This window comes from Pelorhabdus rhamnosifermentans, assembly GCF_018835585.1.
Lineage (GTDB): Bacteria > Bacillota > Negativicutes > UMGS1260 > UMGS1260 > Pelorhabdus > Pelorhabdus rhamnosifermentans.
Map to the genome: position 1 here is coordinate 47314 of NZ_JAHGVE010000002.1, position 18793 is coordinate 66106.

The window sequence follows — 18793 nt, forward strand, 5'->3', positions numbered from 1 at the left end:
AAAGTCCCAATCCCTTTATTGTTTATGGGATTGGGACTTAATTGCTCTTGACGAATTCTATCCGCTGACGGGGAAATTGAAAAAATGGAATGGTACTTCTAATACTATAAAGTTAAACTATTATATGTATTTAGAAAATAATTTAACTTTATTATTCTTCCCTCCATATCTTTCTTCCAATTTTCAAGTTCATTTAAGCCTATAGGGGTAATCTTATAAATTTTTCTTGCTGGTCCTGAATGAGTTGTATCCCATGAAAATGACACAGCCTTTTCTTCTTCAAGTTGTTTAAGTGTACGATATACAGCAGCAGTATCACAGTGAAAATCAGGAATGTTTTTTATAAGAGAATTATATATAGCACCTCCGTGTGCAGACTTTTGGGCTAAGGTTAAAAGAATAAAAGCTGGCAAATGCCGGTGTTTTTGAGCTTTTTTAATAGGCATAATATAATAGGTCCTTTCTTCTTGATATATGGGTAGAAAAAGAGACAATGATAAAATTCCTAGGTGAAAATTCTAAATTCCTAGGTATATTCACTGCCTTTTTATTAGGTTCTATTGCAGCAGGGCCATTATATGTTGCATTTCCTTTTGTTGGAGTATTAATGAAAAAAGGCAGCAAATTCTCTAATGTATTAATTTTCATAGGGGCATGGTCTGCTACAAAAATACCAATATCACTATTTGAAGCATCCGTTATGGGGTGGAAATTTATGATTGTCCGGTATCTTATTGATGTTCCGGTAATTATACTAATGGCATTTATTGTAGATAAATCAATTTCAACCTCTGAAAAAGAAATGCTTTATGAAAATCCCAAAATATTGTAAAAAGATGTGAGCTCTCAAATGCTGAAGAACAGGACGGGGTGAGTGGAAATTTATAAAGATTAAGAGTGCCCAGGATTAACCAGTTATTACGATGTTTAAAAAGACAACGTCCTTTTCGTTTCATACACGGGATTTGCTTCTGTTTTCGGGTCTCTTTTAATGCAATTGCTAATTGTCTCAAAGATTGAAGTATAGGCTTTCATAACATTGTTAATTTTTACATCATCTGATTCATTGCTACCTTCTAGGCTACTGAGATTGTGATTGTTTATCAGTGCCAGCAAAATTTCTTTTGATATTTCCGCAGCAATTTTGTCCATAATATACCCTTTCCACCTGGGCACTAACTTATTATTCGACAAAATTCATCGTTTTACTACAAAAAGGTGAATTCCATGTTGCACGCTCGGAAAATCGTGCTCATTCCCGTGCAATCACGTAAGCTGCCAGATGCTTCGATGGAGAAATACGGTTGATTATGGGTTGTTTGCGGTAATTGCGTGCTTATTACGAAACGCCACAATCGAGACTTGTTCAGTAGGATCAGAAAATCTCTAAAAAAAGAGGCTGTCCTGAGCGGGACAGCCAGATGTTTAATCCCTTACGGGGGTACTTGCCCTATGGACAGCCTCCAAGGCATGAGATACGACTTCTTCAACCTGACTTTTACTTAATCCCAATGGTTGAACCATTTTTTTGACTTCATTGATAAATCTTTGTTCATTAAACTTAATGATCAAACTATCACCACCTTACAGTTTATTATACGGATTATATTGAGCGGCGGTGACGTTTATGTTAACCGCCAAATGTCTGTTGTGGTATGAATAAGAAGTCATTGATTATAAATAACTAATAGCAGGCTAATACTAGGAGCGACTTGTGTTTAAATATTGTTAGTATGATAAAAAATTACTATAATGTGATACTGATCACATCATAAATTTCATTTAGTAGATAAAATTGAAGTAAGTACAAGGCGGAAAAAATCAGGAGGATGTAAAATGTTACCTAAAGGAGCCAATCTGCAAAAAATCCGAGATGGAAAGCGAACGTATGCTATTACGCCTCATTTGCCAGGTGGATTTATAAAGCCAGAGATGATGGAGAAATATGCACAAGTAGCTCGAAAATATGGCGGGATTTTGAAGTTGACATCGGCGCAGCGTATTATGATTACTGGATTAAAAGCAGAAGATATTGAAAATATCTGGCAGGATTTAGATATGCAGGCAGCATTGGGGTATGCTAATTGTGTTCGTAGTGTCAAAATATGCCCCGGGGTTACTTTTTGTAAACGTGGCAAACAGGATAGTGTGAAGCTAGGATTGGAGCTGGACAGAAGGTATATAAAAAAAGAAATGCCATCAAGAATGAAAATGGGTGTTTCCGGCTGCGCTAATTCATGTTCAGAAGCCATTATCAAAGATATTGGCGTGATAGGCAGTGATGTTGGATGGACTGTTTACGTCGGTGGCAGTGCCGGCTCACACAGAAAGTTATCTGGGAGAATAGTGCCTGGTTGCAGGAATCCAATTGGAAACGAACGGGTGTGGATTGTAGAATAATGAAATCTTTTTACCAAAGATGGTGGGATGGTTTTGTTGCTGGAGCAAATTCAACTTTTTCATTCAGGCAAACCAAGGATATTATAAAAGGCAATGGTGTAAATCGGTATGAAATTATCCATCAATAGTGCTCAATGTGTATAGATTGGCTAGTATTATATTGTAAATAAATGTTTGGTGGAATTAGATATAGGGAGAAGGCGACTTGGTGTTCAAAATTAAAGACTAAAAAAGGGCTAGAACTCATGAAAACACAGAGTTCTAGCCCTTTTACGTCAAATTAACTTATCATTAGCACGAGCTAATGCGTATTACTCAATTGACATCGCTAATTCGCGAAACGTACATCAAAACATTAATGATAGGATTGATGCATATAATGAAAGCAGTTTAGGCTTTGGTTTAGACAAATTATTTATAAGGGGGGGAATTTTTACGTAAAACTATATGTTTACATGAAATGATGGAGGATTTTCAATAAAGACATGGAATATTATACCAAAGTGGTTTTTTAGAAATATTCAGATTACTGTTGATATTCCAGACGGAGTTCATATGATCATGCAGTAATAGAGATTGGGGGGACTTAAAAAAATTGTCAGGAAAGGTGTTGTCAATCTAGTAATCTTAAAGAGAGGTAAAAACTTATTATGTGAGGAGCAAGCATACATATGAAACAAGTAGATTTTATGAGTCACGAAATACAAATACCTGAACTTACTTTTCGGGGAATGCTGCTGGGAATGTTAATTACGATCATTTTTACGGCATCGAATGTTTATTTGGGCTTAAAAGTAGGACTCACGTTCTCGTCGTCTATTCCTGCAGCGGTTATTTCTATGGCAATTTTGAAGATGTTTAAAGATTCCAATGTCTTAGAAAATAATATGGTTCAGACACAGGCATCAGCAGCAGGTACTCTTTCCGCAGTTATATTTATTATTCCTGGGTTACTGATGATTGGTTATTGGCAGGGATTTCCTTTCTGGCAGACTCTGATGATTTGTGCTTGTGGTGGCAGCCTCGGCGTGCTGTTTACTATTCCATTGCGCCGTGCCATGATTGTCAATAGTGATTTGCCTTATCCTGAAGGTCTGGCAGCTGCAGAAATCTTGAAAGTAGGTAGCGGCAATGCTGTCGGAGCCAAAGAGAACGGCATGAAAGATATTATGGCTGGCGGTATCGTTTCAGCTGTTATCGGTTTATGTGCGAATGGTTTTCAAGTTATATCATCGGGAGTGAGTTATTGGTTCACCTCTGGCAAAATTACTTCCCAGCTGCCTATCGGTTTTTCTTCTGCTCTGCTTGGAGCTGGCTACTTAATTGGTATTGCCAGTGGTATGGCAATGTTAGTGGGTACTATTTTGTCATGGGGTGTATTTGTGCCATATCTCACATCTATGCTGTCACCGGCAGCTGGGCAGAGCGCCAGTGCGTTTGCTTCTGCCGTATGGGCACAAAAGGTGAGGCTCATAGGTGCTGGCGCGATTGGTATTGCCGCAATATGGACGCTGATTACGTTAGTAAAACCTATCATAGATGGCATGCGTATTTCTATACAATCCATGAGTCGTTCGGTAGCGGGGAAGAGTTTGCACCGCATGGATACAGATCTGTCTCCTAAAGCGACAGCGATGATTTTGGGTGTTATTGTTATTGGTTTATTGGGAACATTTTATTCCTTTATTGCGGATGCGAGCCTGTCAGCAGGTGTCACATTGATTTTTGTTATTGTAGGCGTTACCATCGCTATCTGCATGGGATTTTTTGTGGCTGCTGCTTGCGGTTATATGGCCGGATTAATCGGTACATCGGCCAGCCCTATTTCAGGGATCGGTATTTTGGGAATTATTATATCATCTCTTGCCGTATTGGGAATCGGTACAGCAGTCAGTCTGTTTGACACGGAAATAGGTAGTAAATTTGCTATTGCCTTAGCTATATTTATGACGAGTGTTATTGTCAGTATTGCTGCTATTTCGAATGATAATATGCAAGATTTAAAGACGGGTTATCTCGTCGGTGCTACGCCATGGAAGCAGCAGGTGTCCCTATTGTTGGGCAGTATTATCGGAGCCTTCGCTATTGCACCCGTGTTAAATTTATTATATGAAGCGTATGGTTTTGCCGGTGCTATGCCACGCTCAGGGATGGATGAAAGTCAAGTTTTGTCTGCACCGCAGGCAACCTTGATGACTACGATAGCCAAAGGAATTTTCAGTCATAATTTGGATTGGAATTATATTCTTTTTGGCATAGGTGTTGGAATTGTGATTATTATTGCAGATTTGTTATTGAAAAGAAACTCAGCAAGCTATTGCCTGCCCCCTTTAGCTGTAGGTATGGGTATTTATTTGCCGCCTACGTTGGAAATGCCGCTTGTCATAGGTGCTGTTATGAGTTACTTTGTGTATCAATATCTGCATAATCGAGCGATGCAGCGGAGTCCAAAAAACATTAAAGAGGATGTCGAAAATTGCAATCGCCATGGTGTACTGTTTGCGTCTGGGCTGATTGTTGGCGAAAGTTTAATGGGGGTTATCATTGCCATCATAATCGTATTTTCAGTAACAAGCGGCGGCAGCGACTCACCGCTGGCAATTGTAGGCAAGGAATTTAGCCCTACGGCCGATTGGCTCGGATTGATTGTATTCATTGCACTGATTACCATCTTTGTTTATCGCGTTATTAGTGCAAAATTCGAAACGAATCAACAATGATTTTTATCTATATGAAGATAAAACGGAGGACTTGGCAATTGGGCCAAGTCCTTTTTTCAATTAAGATTCTATTTTATTTCTTGCTGAACTGGAAAGGCAGCTTGCAATAATTATATGCTGCAGTCAGTTAACGTCATTTGTACCGTTAAGTCACTTATTTATACTAAGATATACTCAGTATTCGATGTTAAGTCTTTGCATTCTCCGATAAAGAGTCGTACGGTTTATTTTTAATATTTCTGCGGCCGCAGTGTAATTTCCGTTGGCATCGTCCAATGCCTTTCTTATTTCTCGGATTAATCGCTCTTCTTTTGGGGAGCGCGCGCGAGCTTTCTGCTGTTTATATTTAAGCATTTTTGTCAATAGCGCTTTGTTTATTACATCTGTTTTAGCTGTTGCGGAAAGCCTTTCCATGAGATTCCGGCACTCGCGAATATTACCAGGCCAGGGATAGTTGTCAAGAAACTGCAATGCATCATGAGTTAGCTTAAAGTTTTTACCGGATGCAGCTGCGAATTCATGCAAAAATACTTTTGCATATAGACGAATATCCATTTTTCGATCTTTGAGCGAAGGAAGTTCTAATCTTAGTACATTCAGGCGGTAATATAAATCATCACGAAATTTCTTCTCCATAACTAACGATTCCAAATCTTTATTTGTAGCTGCGATGAGACGGACATCAACAGGGATAACTCTAAAGCTGCCCAATCGTACAACTGATTTTTCTTGGAGGACGCGCAATAATCTTCCTTGATTGACATAATCCATTTCTGCAAGCTCATCCAAAAAAATTGTACCGCCGTGAGCGACTTCAAAAAGTCCCGGTTTCCCTTCTTTATTAGCTCCGGTGAACGCACCGCCTACATAACCAAATAATTCACTTTCAAGCAGTTGTGCCGGTAGGGAGGCGCAATTTATGGCAACGAAGGGGCCGTTAGAACGCTGGCTAGCATTGTGAATGCTTTGCGCAAATACTTCTTTGCCTGTGCCTGTTTCTCCCAAAATTAATACACTGGAATTAGTTGCTGCAAAATCTTTGGCTGTGGCAATTGTTTCTATGATAGCAGAACTTTTTCCAATAATATCCTGGAAATTAAACTTAGCAATATGGCCGCGGGCGTAAATTTCTTTGCGTATCATTGCTTCCATTTTTTGAATTTGTTTGAATTCATGGAGGGTAATGACAGCACCAAATGATTTACCATTTATCATAATCGGTACACTATTGTACATTACTTTATTGTCATTCACATTAATGATATTGTGAGGAGAAGCTTGTCCTTCCTGAATCGTTCTTTTTAAATCAAATTGTGGGAGGATTTTCTCAATCGCTTGTCCCAAGGCATTAATTTTATTCACTCTCGTGAGCTTTTGGGCGATGGGATTAAAGGCGGTAATATGATGGTTTCGGTCAACCGTTATGATTCCATCATGCGTGTAATCTAAAATGGTACTCAAAAAACCACGTTTTGCTGATTCGATTTCTAAGGCTTCTTGAATTTGCATGGCCTCTTGTGCGGCCTGCAAGAGGCTTTCACTGCCTATTTTTATCAAGGAACAGGGGATATTATGGCGCTTAGCTTCGGTTATAGACAGGGCACCTCCCAGAATTACTTCGGCCCCATCCGCAACAGCCTTTAATATTGACTTTTCATAATCTTGGCCGTGACGCATACTATAATGTCGTATTTGGACGCCGAGTTCTTTGGCAAGAAAATCAATTCCCAAAACCATTTTCGCATGAGCGACAACTGCGATTGTTTTCCCCTGTACTTTAGCTTCATTTATGGCACGAATAATGTCAAAACTGGTGATAGGGATTGTTACAATCGAGATATTTAAATGGGCTTCTTTAAGTACCGTTGCAGTTACAGGGCGGGCTGCAACGATCTCGATTCCTTGGGCGGCGCGTTCCTGGACTAATTTAACTGCTTCACGTGGATTTGTCATGGATACTTCAATATGAGGGTAGTTTGAGGCGAGCGCATCCTGCGCGTAAGGCATCATAGTATCATCGGGAATTAAAAAAAGTATTTTTGACATTTAGCATCACTCCGCAATAAAATGCAACAATATAAAATAAATATTCGCAACAATTGTATCAAAGGATTGATTTACAGTCAAGTTCTCAAATGGTGCGTAAACGCGATTTTAAATAAGAATAGATGTTCTTAAAGTAAAAAGCTTCTGGGGGAAATCCCAGAAGTTTTTTACTTTAAGATACAATTTTATACTGACAGGTCGCTTATATCTGTTGTGGCAATTTAAAACTGGAGTTATTCTTATAATTTGGGATTTAGTTGGTGTTTAATGGTCTGCCATACAAAAAAATTACCCGCTGATATTTAATGATTTGCATCTATATACGACGTTTCGCATCATAATAAGACAAAAAGCAACAATTATTTGCAATTTATATATATATATGATTCCCTGCACTCGTAAAATTATATCTATATTACATTGTATAATACACGAAACTCAATAATGTCAGGGGAAGTCCGATTAAATTAAATTTTTTTAAAAATATAATTAATTATGGCATGAAAATTGCAATAAATAGTGTCGTATTGAAAAACGGCAAGTACAACTACTCGAATAAGTCGATACGATGAGTGTCCTAAATTCATGGTTGTTACATTGTCTTACTATATCCAATATTAAGGAGTGATAGTTATGTCCGGTGCATTAAATGGTATTCGCGTGCTTGATACTTCTACTGTAATAGCAGGACCTTTCGGAGCCGCTTTGCTTGGTGACTTTGGTGCGGATGTTATTAAGGTAGAAATGCCTGGAAAGGGAGATTCTGGCCGTAATATGGGGCCGCTATATGAAGGCAAATCGTTGCGTTGGGCGACATTCGCCAGAAATAAGAAGAGTATTACGCTTGACCTTAGAAAAGAGGAAGGCAAGAATATTTTTCTTAAACTAGTTGAAAAAAGTGATATTATTATTGAAAACTTTCGGACGGGTACTTTCGACAAATGGGGGCTAGATTACGAGACACTAAAAAAGGCAAATCCAAAAATTATTGTTATCCGTGTTACTGGTTATGGTCAAACGGGTCCCAATGCTCACCTAGCTGGATTTGGTACGCCTGCCACCGCTTTTTCCGGTTTAACCTATATGACTGGGTACCCTGACAGGCCTCCTGTAAATCCGCCTATTTCGCTGTGCGATTATCTTGCTGGTCTTTATAGTGCCTATGCTGCTATGGTTTGCATTTATCATCGGGATATGAACAACGGAGCTGGCCAGGAAGTGGATTTAAGCCTCTATGAAAGTATTTTCCGCATGTTGGAAGGGGCCGTTGCCCTTTATGATAAAACAGGCAAAAATACTGAAAGAAGACCAAGTATCAGTGGCTCGGCTAGTCCATCTGGCACATTTAAAAGCAAAGATGGCAAATGGGTGGTGTTGGTGTGCAGTACCGACCGGACTTTTGAATATTTCGCGAAGGGCATTGGCAGAAGTGACTTGCTAGAGGATAACCGCTTTAACACCAATGGAGCCCGTGTTAAAAATAATAAGCTTGTTGAGGAAATCGTCATTGATTGGATGAGCAAGAATGATTATAAGGAAATAAAGTCAATCTTAGATGAAGCTGGAGCACCCGTTAGCTTGGTTTATGGCATGGAGGATATTTTTGAGGATCCGCATTATGCTGCACGTGAAGATATTATTCAAGTGGAACACCCTGATTTTGGCACCTTGAAAATGCCTGGTATCGTTCCTAAACTCAGTGCAACACCAGGCGAGATTAAATGGATTGGGCCGGAGATGGGAGCACATAACCAAGAAATATATCAAGAAATGCTTGGGTTAGATGCGGCTGAAATGGATGCTTTGAAAGAAAAGGGAATCATTTAGCATCTTAAATAATGGCTGAATTTAAGGAGATTTTTGTAATGAAGGGATGGGGCTAACATGGAAAAAGCAAACATGGTATGGCCGGATAAGGTCACTATTTGCGAAGTTGGTTTGCGCGATGGTTTGCAAAATGAAAAAAGAATATTTAGCGTAGAAGAAAAACTGCAACTGCTGAATGCGGCAGTTGAATCGGGTATAAAGGTTATCGAAGTTGGTTCATTTGTTCATCCCAAAGCTGTGCCATCGATGGCAGGTACAGATAAATTGGTACAGGCCATGGAAAAGGTAGATGGCGTTGAATATCGCGTTTTAGTACCTAATCTAAAAGGGGTCGAACGTGCTTTTGTTTCTGGTATCAAGAAGGTAAAACTTACTGTTTCAGCCAGTGAAGCTCATTGTATCAATAATTTCAATAAGAAGCCTTTGGAAATGATGGAAAGCTTCGGTAGCTGTGTTGACTTTGCTACTAAGAATAATATGGAAGTATCGGGTGCAATTTCCACTTCGTTTGGGTGTCCATTCCAAGGTAAGGTTCCAGTGGAACAAGTGGAAAATGTTGTACGTAGCTTTTTAAAATTAGGTATCACTGAATTATCCATGTCGGATACGACTGGTATGGCTAATCCCCGTCAGGTATTTGAATTAGGTAGTTATATGGTAAAAACCTTTCCAAAGGTGAGGTGGGTCATGCATTTCCACAATACTCGTGGCATGGCTTTGGCTAATATTGTCGCGGGCATGCAGGCGGGTATTACAACTTTTGACGGTGCCTTCGCTGGAATGGGCGGCTGTCCGTTTGCTCCAGGTGCGTCCGGAAATGTAGCTACTGAAGATGTGATTCATATGCTCCATGAAATGGGTGTCAACACAGGAATTGATTTAGAAAAAGCCATGGCAACGGCCCGCTTAGCGCAGCAGTTGGTCGGACACCAAACGGAAAGCTGTGTTTTGAAAGCGGGACGCTGTCAGGACTTAGTTAAAGAAAAAGCTAAACATCAGAATAATAAATAAGAATGAACTGACATTCTAAAAAAACATTAGCATGATCTGACAGGTACAGCCAATAGGGTCGAAAGTCAATTGTAGCTTAGTTCAGCCCTAGCGCGACTTACCTGTCTTTGTGAGTCTTGTCTTAATTTTGAGGTAAGATTTCTGTTATTGAGCAGACTGAGAAAAATTATTATGCTGACTATCTTTTGAAATAAAAGATGAAAGGAGGTGAATTTGGATGAGTTTAAAAATTGATGTCCACCGCTGCAAAGGGTGCGGCATTTGTGCAGAGTTTTGTCCGAAAAAGGTGCTAGCAGTAAATGCAATTGAAAAAATAGAAATAGTAAATAAGGATGCGTGCATTGGTTGTAAACAATGTGAATTGAGATGTCCTGATTATGCTATTTTTGTCGAAAAATAAAAGGAGTGAATATCTATGGCAACTGTCCTCATGCAAGGCAATCAGGCCTGCGCTGAAGGAGCCATTGCTGCCGGCGCTCGTTTCTTTGGTGGTTATCCTATTACGCCCTCAACTGAAATTGCCGAGCTTATGGCTAAACGTTTACCTCAAGTAGGCGGTAAATTTATTCAAATGGAAGATGAAATTTCCGGCATCGGTGTTATTATTGGTGCATCTCTCGCAGGTAAAAAAGTACTGACTGCTACAAGCGGTCCTGGTTTTTCCTTAAAACAAGAACTCCTTGGTTATGCGTCTATTGCTGAAGTACCTATCGTCATTGCCAATGTGCAGCGCGTAGGTCCGTCTACCGGTCAGCCAACTTCTCCCTCTCAGGCTGACATTATGCAAGCCCGCTGGGGAACACACGGCGATCATCCCGTCATTGCCCTGACGCCGTCTAGTGTACCCGAAACATTTACCTTAACCATTCGGGCTTATGAACTATCAGAAAAATACCGTGTACCTGTTATTATGCTTATGGACGAAATTGTCGGCCATATGCGTGAAAAAATTGAACTGCCTGATAGCTATGACAGTATCCATCAGCCTATGCGTAAACAACCGACAGAAAAACCGTCGAAGGATTTCAAGGCTTATCGTGCCGACAACGATAAAATTTGTCCTATGCCGCCTTTTGGTACAGGCTACCGTTATCATGTAACCGGACTGATTCATGACGAAAGCGGTTTCCCGAACGGTGCTCCTGCAGCCACTGTTGCCCAGATGGATCGTCTCAACGAAAAACTTTCCGACAATCTTGATGATATTGTCACCTATGAAGAATATCGTCTTGAAGATGCTGAATACGCTGTTGTTGCTTTCGGTGGTACGGCGCGTACAGCTTATGCAGCCGTTGATGAAGCGCGCTCTCAAGGCATCAAAATCGGACTCTTCCGTCCCATTACCATTTGGCCTTTTGCCCAAAAACAAATCGCTGAGCTTGCCACACGCGTCAAAAAGATCCTTGTTGCTGAACTCAACTGCGGTCAATATGTAGGCGAAGTTCAAAAAGCCGTAAACGGGAAAATCCCCGTTGTTTCCTATACGAAATATAACAATGAGGCCATCACTCCCGCTGAGTTACTCACTGGTCTTGTCAAACTCACAGGGGAGGAGAAATAATCATGAATATGGAAGAAATCGTACAAAAATATTATCGCCAGAACCACTTGCCTCATATGTGGTGTCCTGGCTGCGGCAATGGTATTGTCACAAGCGCTGCTGTCAAAGCTATTGACAAACTCCAATTAAGTCAAGATAACACAGCCATTGTATCAGGTATCGGTTGTTCCTCCAGAGCCTCAGGGTACTTGGATTTTGATACTGTTCATACTGCTCATGGCCGGGCCATTCCCTTTGCTACAGGCATCAAACTTGCTAATCCTAAGCTGAACGTTATTGTCATGACAGGAGACGGCGATGCCACAGCTATTGGCGGCAATCATTTCATCCATGCTGCAAGAAGAAATATCAACATCACCGTTGTTTTATTTAACAACTCTATTTACGGCATGACAGGCGGTCAGTATTCACCGCTCACTCCTCTTCACAGCAAAGCAACTACGGCACCTTATGGAACTATTGAACGCAGCTTTGATGTAGTGGAATTGGCCAAAGCAGCCGGAGCTACCTTTGTTGCTCGTGGGACAACCTATCATGCTCAGCAGTTGTCCGATGTTATTGCTGAAGCGATTGCTCATGACGGTTTTTCTCTTGTTGAAGCCATTACAGCTTGCCCCATCGGATTCGGTCGTCAAAACAAACGAGGCTCAGGAGCCAACATGATGAAATGGCAGAAAGAGCATGCCGTAACGGTAGGACAAGCATCGAATATGGCAGCAGAGCAACTGGTTGACAAATTTGTTATTGGTGTGCTGCACAAAGCAGAAGCACCGGAGTATACCAAACAATATGACCTGATTATTGAACAGGCCCAGAAAGGGGCGAAATAAGTATGTTGCAAATGCGTTTATCAGGAACAGGCGGTCAAGGTCTGATTCTTGCCGGAATTATTTTGGCTGAAGCAGCTATTTTGGATGGGAAAAATGCCATTCAGTCTCAGTCTTATGGGCCGGAAGCACGTGGCGGTTCCAGTAAGTCGGAAGTTTTGATTTCCGATAAACCTCTCCATTTTCCTAAAGTAACGAAACCAGACTTAGTGTTGGCCATGAGCCAAGAAGCCTGCGATAAATATACTTCTGATTTAGATGAAGATGGTATTTTGATTGTTGATACAGGTTTTGTCAAGGAAATTCCTCAAAAAGCAAAAAAAATATTTGAATTTCCAATTACCGAAAAAGCTAAGACTGAAGTTGGTAAAACATTGTTTGCTAACATCGTAGCGATTGGCGCTATTGTTGCGTTAACCAAATGTGTCAGTGAAGAATCCATTACGAAAGCCGTATTAAACCGTGTTCCGAAAGGAACGGAAAAGGTTAACACACAGGCATTGAAGATTGGCATGTCTTTGCAATAAAGTAACAGTTCCACTTTTAGCGGGAGAATCTTTCCCCGATTCTCCCACTTTTTTTATATTATAACTAAGAATAATTAGTCCTTAAATGGGGTTCTAACTATGTTAGCATATACAATTCCAATAAATTAAACATATTGTTAAAGATCTGATTTTAAAAGGTTAATAATAGGATAAATTGATGTAAGGCTGCTTTTTTCTGAATCGTTGTCTAAACGAATACAATTTACGGAAAATGCAGTCTTTTATTATATAAGTAATAATATTTAAAAATAATAATATTTTAGAAGGAATTATCAGATTAATAGCGAATAATATGTAATATTAAGTCAAATGATGTCAAAGTTCTGCTAAAAGAAACTAGGACTTATTGTTATCTGAGAAAAATATTTTAAATTTGCTATTTATTAAAATATCATTTTATGTAATGAAAACAAGGCTGTGTTGTATCAGTGAGAATAAGTTCAAAGAAAATTGTAAAGCGTTCAGTCATTATGCAGTGCAAGAAAACTTATAAAGATTAAGTAGTGGGTTTTATGAGTTTTAAAACGAGTGAGATATCATCCTAATTTTGTGAAACGTCGTTTCATAAGATGAAACACAGAGACATCAGGATGGATAAAGTGCTGAAGTTGGCCATTGCAGTCTTACAATTTTAGATAGTTAGATAAAGGGGGTAATTTAAAAAAATAATCAGGTAAATAGTTGTGAAATTGTATTTTTAAGATCGGAGGTTTGCTTATTGAACACTCAAAGCCAACAAAAAAGAAAAACATTTTGTGGATTTACGACTTTGCAAATAGCTGGGCTTACACTAGCGGCTTGTATTTGGTTCATCATGACATATGTAGCTTCTCCTCCTGTAGGTTTGTCTAAAGCTGGATGGGCGGCAACGGAAATTATGTTCATGATGATAGTTATCTGGATAACGGATGCGTTACCAAGTGGACTTTGCGCTTTTTTAATTGTCATTTTACTGGCATTAACGGGTGCTACAGACTGGAGTAGTAAAAATACACCGAATACTCGGATTTTAAGTGCTTTAATAGGATTTTCCGCAAAAGAAACTTGGTTAATTGCTGCTGCATTTGTACTCGGTATGGGGCTGGTAGAATCTGGACTGGGTCGGCGGGTTACGTACAGTATTATGTCAATAAAAATATTTGCGCGTTATGTATAATTGTTTTCTTTACAGCCTTCATCATGGGTTCTAATCGTCATTTTTGGTATGTTTTGGTTTCCGTTAATTGGAATTCCAATTTATAAATAGATACAGAAAGTGATTATACAAAATAATTGAATGGAGAGCGAAATTAAATGAGTCTCGTAAGGCTATTGGCAAAATATGTTGTGAATGAAAAATTTGAAAAATTGCCCCCGGAAGTCATAAAGCAGGCCAAAAAATGTGTACTTGATTGTTGTGGAACAATGATTAGTGGTCGTTATATGACTGAAGGCAAGCAAATGGCCAGATATGCTATTGGTACTATGGGGATTCCAGAATCAACTGTGATTGGCTGTGGGAAGGTACAAAAAGAAGTGGCTGCTTTTTGTAATGCGTTTATGATCCGCGTTTCTGATTTAGATGACGGTCATCGCGAAGCGATGGGACATCCTGCCGGCGTTGTTGTTTCTACAGCTTTGGCAATAGGAGAGCATATTGGTGCCAGTGGTGCCGATGTAATTAATGCCATTGTAGTAGGTTATGAAATATATGCGCGACTCGGTAAGATAATCAATCCATCAGCCTACATCGAGAGGGGATTTGATGCTACTGGCATTTGTGGTGCAATAGGTGCCGCCGCTGCTGCTGCAAAGCTATACAATATGGACGAGGAACAGACTAAAAATGCGTTGGGAATAGCTGCGTTGCATGCTGGCAGCCTTAATGAGTATGTGACAGACGGTACAATGGGAAAGGCACTTTCACCTGCATGGGGAGCTGCGAATGGTGTTAGGGCGGCTGTATTGGCGAAATTTGGTATGACAGGTCCGGAAACAATTCTGGAAGGCAAGAAAGGATTTTTTCAAGCTTTTGCCAAGGAATATGATGAAACGGGCTTTGCAGCTGATTTGGGGAGTAATTATGAGATCTTGCGTAACTATTTCAAAATACATGCTTGTGTAAGAAGACTCCATCCAGCGATTGATGTGCTAGTCGCATGGCGAAAAGAACAGAATCTGACACCTGATAATGTTAAGGAAATTCTCATTCGAGCGGGTAAGTTTGTGAATCAAGCAAATAATCCTCATCCCAAGACTTTGGTAAGCACACAAACGAGTATGCCCTTTTGCCTTGCTGTAGCGTTAAAATATGGTTATATAAGCGAGGGATCGATGCATGAGAGTATGAATAATGAGGAAATTGCAGCAATCGAAGATAAGATTAGAATTGTTTTGGACCAAAAGGTTTTAGATTATGAATTGGCTAACCCTAGTCATTGGGGTGCGGCAGATGTGGAATTAGTGACAAACGATGGTAAAACAATGCGAAAATGGGCTCCTTTGGCTTTAGGCGAATTTGAAATGCCGCTTTCGTGGGAACAATTACAAGCTAAGTTCGATAAATTGGTCGGCGAAACGGAATTAGCCTCTTCAGGGAGTGAAATTTCCCGTAAAATTGCCTACTTTGAAGGATGTAAATCAATCGGCGACTTTATTGCCAGTTTTTCTTTAAATAATAGTTAAAGAAAAATTTATTTAAAAACAATTATCCTAATGTATAATATTTAGCCAATTAATGAAACTTTGTTCCATTGTATAAAACAAAATAAGATTTCCTATTTAATATAGGTGGTTTTCTGCTATTCTCTCTACTGGCAAAACAGTAGAAAAAAACTGGCATCAAGTTTATCCCTCCATTAAGAGCATGCTCTATATAGTGGGTAAACCGGCTTGTTGGGGTGGCAGATTCCAATAAAATGTAAGTTGCTTCACAGATGCAATATCGAAAAAAGGAGGATGATTAGTGTGGGACTAGTGCGCTTGCTAGCAGATTCTGTTGTGGAAACAGAATTTGATAAATTATCGCCTGAAGTAGTGGAGCAAGCGAAAAAATGCTTACTTGATTGTATGGGAAATATGTTGGGAGGCCGATATACGGAGAAAGGCAGGAAAATTGTCCAATATGCTTCACGGTGGAATAATTCACCTGAAGCCACTGTTATCGGCTATGGTAAGGTCTCCCGGGAAACAGCAGCTTTTGCCAATTCGGTGATGTCGCGGGCCATGGATTTAGACGATGGGAATCGTTTTTCTTTTGGGCACCCTGGTAGTGTTCTTGTTCCGGCCGCTTTGGCAATGGGTGAAATTACAGAAGCGAGCGGTCGCGATATTATTAATGCGCTTGTAGTGGGCTATGATGTTTTTGTCCGGCTTGGTACGACTGTTAATCCATCTTCTTACCATGAGCGGGGATTTGATGTTACAGGCATAAGCGGGGCTGTTGCTGTAGCAGCAGTTGCAGCAAAATTATACGGATTAAATGCGGAACAAACAAAAGATGCACTAGGTATTGCATGTTTGCATGCGGGTGGCATTATTGAGTATCAAAATGATGGTTCTGATGGGAAGGTCCTTTGTCCTGGTTGGTCTACATCAACGGGGATTAAGGCAGCAGATTTGGCTCAAATGGGGTTTACGGGACCCGAAAGTATTTTAGAAGGAAATAAGGGCTTTTTTCAGGCTTTTTCGAATCAATATGACATAAATCGCCTAACTGATGGATTGGGAATCAATAGGGGGATCATGCAAACCTATTTCAAAATGCACGCATGTATGAGAGGACTCCATTGTGCGATTGATGCATTATTATCATTACGTTCAGAATATGCATTGAATCCAGCTATAGTAAAAAAAATCACAATTAGAAATTCTACTTTTGTTAATCGCTTAAATAAGTCTCATCCTAAAACAATCGTAGGGGCCCAGTGCAGTCTTCCTTTTGCTATGGCAGTGGCTTTGAAATACGGTTGTGTAGATGAAGTGGTTTTAGAAAAAAGTATCGATGATAGTGAAATTAGTAAGGTTGAAGACCGGATTGAAATGATAGTCGATCAAAAAATTCAAGAATATGTAGTAGAAAATCCGGATAACTGGACTGCTGTAAATGTTGAAGTATTAACAGAAGACGGAAAAAAGGTAAGTCAGTGGGCACCTGTCGCATTAGGTGAACCGGAAAAGCCGCTTTCATGGCAACAGCTTCAGAAAAAATTTACTCAGATGGTTGCTGATACAGCATTTGAACCGACAAGGGAAGCATTCATTCATGTCATTCAGCATTTTGAAGAATGTCAATCAATGAATGAATTTACGGAGCTTCTTTATTCATAAGGCAGTGCGAAGCCAGATGTAATTATAATATGTGCGGAGACAATCAGTTTAGCAGGTGAGCTTGTTTAGGTCATTTACCTATAAAATCTGAATGTAAATACAGGAGGAATAAAATGAACGTACAAGGGAATACCGTTGGCAGTATCATTGAAAAAATATCTTTGAGTCGTACGCATTATCACATATTAATCATAGCGGCACTGGGGTTTCTCTTCGATTCTTTTGATACTTATATTGTGTCATATGCTATGCCCCTTATTCGTCAAGAGTGGCAGATTAATCCGGTCATTAACGGTATGCTGGCTAGTGCTGGTACTTGGGGGATGTTTTTAGGGGCGATGCTCTGGGGACCTATTTCTGACCGCTATGGGCGAAAGATTGGTTTCATAGGAACGATACTTGGATTTGGTCTGATAACAGGATTAACTGCGTTAAGTCAAAGCCCCTTTGAGTTTGGATTGTTTCGTTTCTTTACAGGAATGTGTATAGGTGGTGCCATTCCTGTTACTACAGCCTTAGTATCAGAATATGCAGCTGCACGCTATCGTGGTCGTTTCGTATCCATGTTAACGCTGCTGTGGCCTTTTGGTCTTTTACTTGCGGCATTTGCAAGCTTGCATTTAGTAACAGAACATGGTTGGCGTATATTGTTTATCCTCGGTACAATTCCTGCGTTGCTTGCCATCGTTGCAGGGTTTAAATTACCAGAGTCACCGCGCTGGCTTGCAACACAGGGGCGTGCTTCAGATGCCCGTCGCGTGTTAATCAAGCTGGGTGCCAAAGAGGAGGATGTTAGCAATCTGGCTGACGAAAAACTAGCGGAGAAGGTACCTATTGGGGTTCTTTTAACACCAATGTATAGAAAAAGATTTCTTCTGACGGCTGGTTACTATTTCTTTGGCTATTTTGGCTACTATGGTTTTGCTATGTGGATACCGACTATTTTAGCTACAGTATATGGTTTGAGTTTGGCGAAAACTTTTACATTTGGGTTAATTGGAGCTGCTGGTGCCATTTTAGCAAGGGCGACGGCTTTTTACACTGTTGAAAAATTCGGTAGAAAGCAGTTGTTTTATGTTGGCTATGGGCTGGGTGGCGTAGCAGCCTTGCTATTCGGGTTGCTTAAGGATCCGGCCTACGCTATGGTCGGTGTCTTCGTTATTTTCTATTTGTGCGAACAAGGCGGTGCTGGGACTGTTGTATATACGGCTGAATTATATCCTTCAAAGGTACGTGCGACAGCCACAGCTTGGTCTACTGGTGCCGGGCGCATTAGTTCGGCGACTAGCCCGATCCTGTTTGGCTATTTAATGGCAAACCATATGTATTATGGTGTATTTATCGCCATGGCGCTGTTCATGTGGATTGCCGTCGCACTGGTCTTCTTTCTCGGTGTGGAAACGAAGGGGAAATCTTTAGAAGATGTTGGAGCAGCATAAACGTTAGTGGCCAGTTTTACTGTACGCTATGTTGGACTGAATAGGCGATAGTCTATTCAGTCCTAAAATGCAACACCGAAAAAAGAATTTGAAAATAATGGAAGTG

At 40.2% G+C, this 18793-nt stretch carries 17 protein-coding genes; 13 read left to right on the top strand and 4 right to left on the bottom strand.

Annotated elements, in window-relative coordinates:
- Window positions 1-104: 104 nt before the first annotated feature.
- Window positions 105-446, bottom strand: coding sequence for a PadR family transcriptional regulator (locus tag Ga0466249_RS03445; protein ID WP_215828045.1), 342 nt, complete (start codon window positions 444-446; stop codon window positions 105-107).
- A 26-nt stretch (window positions 447-472) separates the two neighbouring features.
- Between Ga0466249_RS03445 and Ga0466249_RS03450 the strand changes: the two genes are divergently transcribed.
- The gene (locus Ga0466249_RS03450) at window positions 473-832 is read left to right on the top strand and encodes a permease (RefSeq protein WP_312889712.1); all 360 of its coding nucleotides are present in this window, start codon (window positions 473-475) and stop codon (window positions 830-832) included.
- A gap of 95 nt (window positions 833-927) precedes the next feature.
- Here Ga0466249_RS03450 and Ga0466249_RS03455 read toward each other — a convergent pair whose 3' ends face one another.
- Together Ga0466249_RS03455 and Ga0466249_RS03460 are read right to left on the bottom strand one after the other, a co-directional pair.
- On the bottom strand, window positions 928-1152 hold the full coding sequence (locus Ga0466249_RS03455) for a hypothetical protein (protein WP_215828047.1): 225 nt from the start codon (window positions 1150-1152) through the stop codon (window positions 928-930).
- A 273-nt stretch (window positions 1153-1425) separates the two neighbouring features.
- A complete protein-coding gene (locus Ga0466249_RS03460; RefSeq protein ID WP_215828048.1) occupies window positions 1426-1572 on the bottom strand; it encodes a hypothetical protein in 147 nt (48 codons plus the stop codon).
- 264 nt (window positions 1573-1836) lie between these two features.
- On the opposite strand from Ga0466249_RS03460, the gene Ga0466249_RS03465 reads away from it, so the two are divergent.
- Together Ga0466249_RS03465 and Ga0466249_RS03470 are read left to right on the top strand one after the other, a co-directional pair.
- Complete coding sequence (locus Ga0466249_RS03465) at window positions 1837-2400, top strand: ferredoxin-like domain-containing protein (protein ID WP_246588423.1); 564 nt, start codon at window positions 1837-1839, stop codon at window positions 2398-2400.
- A 671-nt stretch (window positions 2401-3071) separates the two neighbouring features.
- Complete coding sequence (locus Ga0466249_RS03470) at window positions 3072-5120, top strand: OPT family oligopeptide transporter (RefSeq protein ID WP_215828049.1); 2049 nt, start codon at window positions 3072-3074, stop codon at window positions 5118-5120.
- 174 nt (window positions 5121-5294) lie between these two features.
- Here the strand turns inward: Ga0466249_RS03470 and Ga0466249_RS03475 are convergent, their stop codons facing one another.
- Window positions 5295-7166 (bottom strand): sigma 54-interacting transcriptional regulator, encoded by a 1872-nt coding sequence (locus tag Ga0466249_RS03475; protein ID WP_215828050.1) that lies wholly within the window; start codon window positions 7164-7166, stop codon window positions 5295-5297.
- Window positions 7167-7799: 633 nt separating this feature from the next.
- Between Ga0466249_RS03475 and Ga0466249_RS03480 the strand changes: the two genes are divergently transcribed.
- The 10 genes from Ga0466249_RS03480 to Ga0466249_RS03525 all read left to right on the top strand — a co-directional run bounded on the left by Ga0466249_RS03480 (window position 7800) and on the right by Ga0466249_RS03525 (window position 18687).
- Window positions 7800-8993: a CaiB/BaiF CoA transferase family protein gene (locus tag Ga0466249_RS03480; protein ID WP_215828051.1), complete on the top strand. Its 1194-nt coding sequence runs from the start codon at window positions 7800-7802 to the stop codon at window positions 8991-8993.
- A 57-nt stretch (window positions 8994-9050) separates the two neighbouring features.
- Window positions 9051-10004 carry a hydroxymethylglutaryl-CoA lyase gene (locus Ga0466249_RS03485; RefSeq protein WP_246588424.1) on the top strand — a complete coding sequence of 318 codons (954 nt, stop codon included), beginning with the start codon at window positions 9051-9053 and terminating at the stop codon, window positions 10002-10004.
- 217 nt (window positions 10005-10221) lie between these two features.
- A complete protein-coding gene (locus tag Ga0466249_RS03490; protein WP_215828052.1) occupies window positions 10222-10404 on the top strand; it encodes a 4Fe-4S binding protein in 183 nt (60 codons plus the stop codon).
- Window positions 10405-10419: 15 nt separating this feature from the next.
- Window positions 10420-11565 (top strand): 2-oxoacid:acceptor oxidoreductase subunit alpha, encoded by a 1146-nt coding sequence (locus Ga0466249_RS03495; protein ID WP_215828053.1) that lies wholly within the window; start codon window positions 10420-10422, stop codon window positions 11563-11565.
- A gap of 8 nt (window positions 11566-11573) precedes the next feature.
- Window positions 11574-12395 (top strand): 2-oxoacid:ferredoxin oxidoreductase subunit beta, encoded by an 822-nt coding sequence (locus Ga0466249_RS03500; protein WP_215828298.1) that lies wholly within the window; start codon window positions 11574-11576, stop codon window positions 12393-12395.
- Between the two features lie 2 nt (window positions 12396-12397).
- Window positions 12398-12919: a 2-oxoacid:acceptor oxidoreductase family protein gene (locus Ga0466249_RS03505; RefSeq protein ID WP_215828054.1), complete on the top strand. Its 522-nt coding sequence runs from the start codon at window positions 12398-12400 to the stop codon at window positions 12917-12919.
- Between the two features lie 739 nt (window positions 12920-13658).
- On the top strand, window positions 13659-14096 hold the full coding sequence (locus tag Ga0466249_RS03510) for an anion permease (protein ID WP_215828055.1): 438 nt from the start codon (window positions 13659-13661) through the stop codon (window positions 14094-14096).
- A 137-nt stretch (window positions 14097-14233) separates the two neighbouring features.
- Window positions 14234-15604 (top strand): MmgE/PrpD family protein, encoded by a 1371-nt coding sequence (locus tag Ga0466249_RS03515; protein ID WP_215828056.1) that lies wholly within the window; start codon window positions 14234-14236, stop codon window positions 15602-15604.
- Window positions 15605-15886: 282 nt separating this feature from the next.
- Complete coding sequence (locus Ga0466249_RS03520) at window positions 15887-17248, top strand: MmgE/PrpD family protein (protein WP_215828057.1); 1362 nt, start codon at window positions 15887-15889, stop codon at window positions 17246-17248.
- Between the two features lie 113 nt (window positions 17249-17361).
- A complete protein-coding gene (locus Ga0466249_RS03525) occupies window positions 17362-18687 on the top strand; it encodes an MFS transporter (RefSeq protein ID WP_215828058.1) in 1326 nt (441 codons plus the stop codon).
- Window positions 18688-18793 lie beyond the last annotated feature (106 nt).

Coding starts and splice junctions, on each gene's coding strand:
- Ga0466249_RS03525 (WP_215828058.1), top strand. CDS start 17,362: ATGAACGTACAAGGGAATACCGTTGGCAGTATCATTGAAAAAATATCT.
- Ga0466249_RS03505 (WP_215828054.1), top strand. CDS start 12,398: ATGTTGCAAATGCGTTTATCAGGAACAGGCGGTCAAGGTCTGATTCTT.
- Ga0466249_RS03455 (WP_215828047.1), bottom strand. CDS start 1,152: ATGGACAAAATTGCTGCGGAAATATCAAAAGAAATTTTGCTGGCACTG.
- Ga0466249_RS03470 (WP_215828049.1), top strand. CDS start 3,072: ATGAAACAAGTAGATTTTATGAGTCACGAAATACAAATACCTGAACTT.
- Ga0466249_RS03515 (WP_215828056.1), top strand. CDS start 14,234: ATGAGTCTCGTAAGGCTATTGGCAAAATATGTTGTGAATGAAAAATTT.
- Ga0466249_RS03490 (WP_215828052.1), top strand. CDS start 10,222: ATGAGTTTAAAAATTGATGTCCACCGCTGCAAAGGGTGCGGCATTTGT.
- Ga0466249_RS03495 (WP_215828053.1), top strand. CDS start 10,420: ATGGCAACTGTCCTCATGCAAGGCAATCAGGCCTGCGCTGAAGGAGCC.
- Ga0466249_RS03500 (WP_215828298.1), top strand. CDS start 11,574: ATGGAAGAAATCGTACAAAAATATTATCGCCAGAACCACTTGCCTCAT.
- Ga0466249_RS03465 (WP_246588423.1), top strand. CDS start 1,837: ATGTTACCTAAAGGAGCCAATCTGCAAAAAATCCGAGATGGAAAGCGA.
- Ga0466249_RS03485 (WP_246588424.1), top strand. CDS start 9,051: ATGGAAAAAGCAAACATGGTATGGCCGGATAAGGTCACTATTTGCGAA.
- Ga0466249_RS03480 (WP_215828051.1), top strand. CDS start 7,800: ATGTCCGGTGCATTAAATGGTATTCGCGTGCTTGATACTTCTACTGTA.
- Ga0466249_RS03445 (WP_215828045.1), bottom strand. CDS start 446: ATGCCTATTAAAAAAGCTCAAAAACACCGGCATTTGCCAGCTTTTATT.
- Ga0466249_RS03475 (WP_215828050.1), bottom strand. CDS start 7,166: ATGTCAAAAATACTTTTTTTAATTCCCGATGATACTATGATGCCTTAC.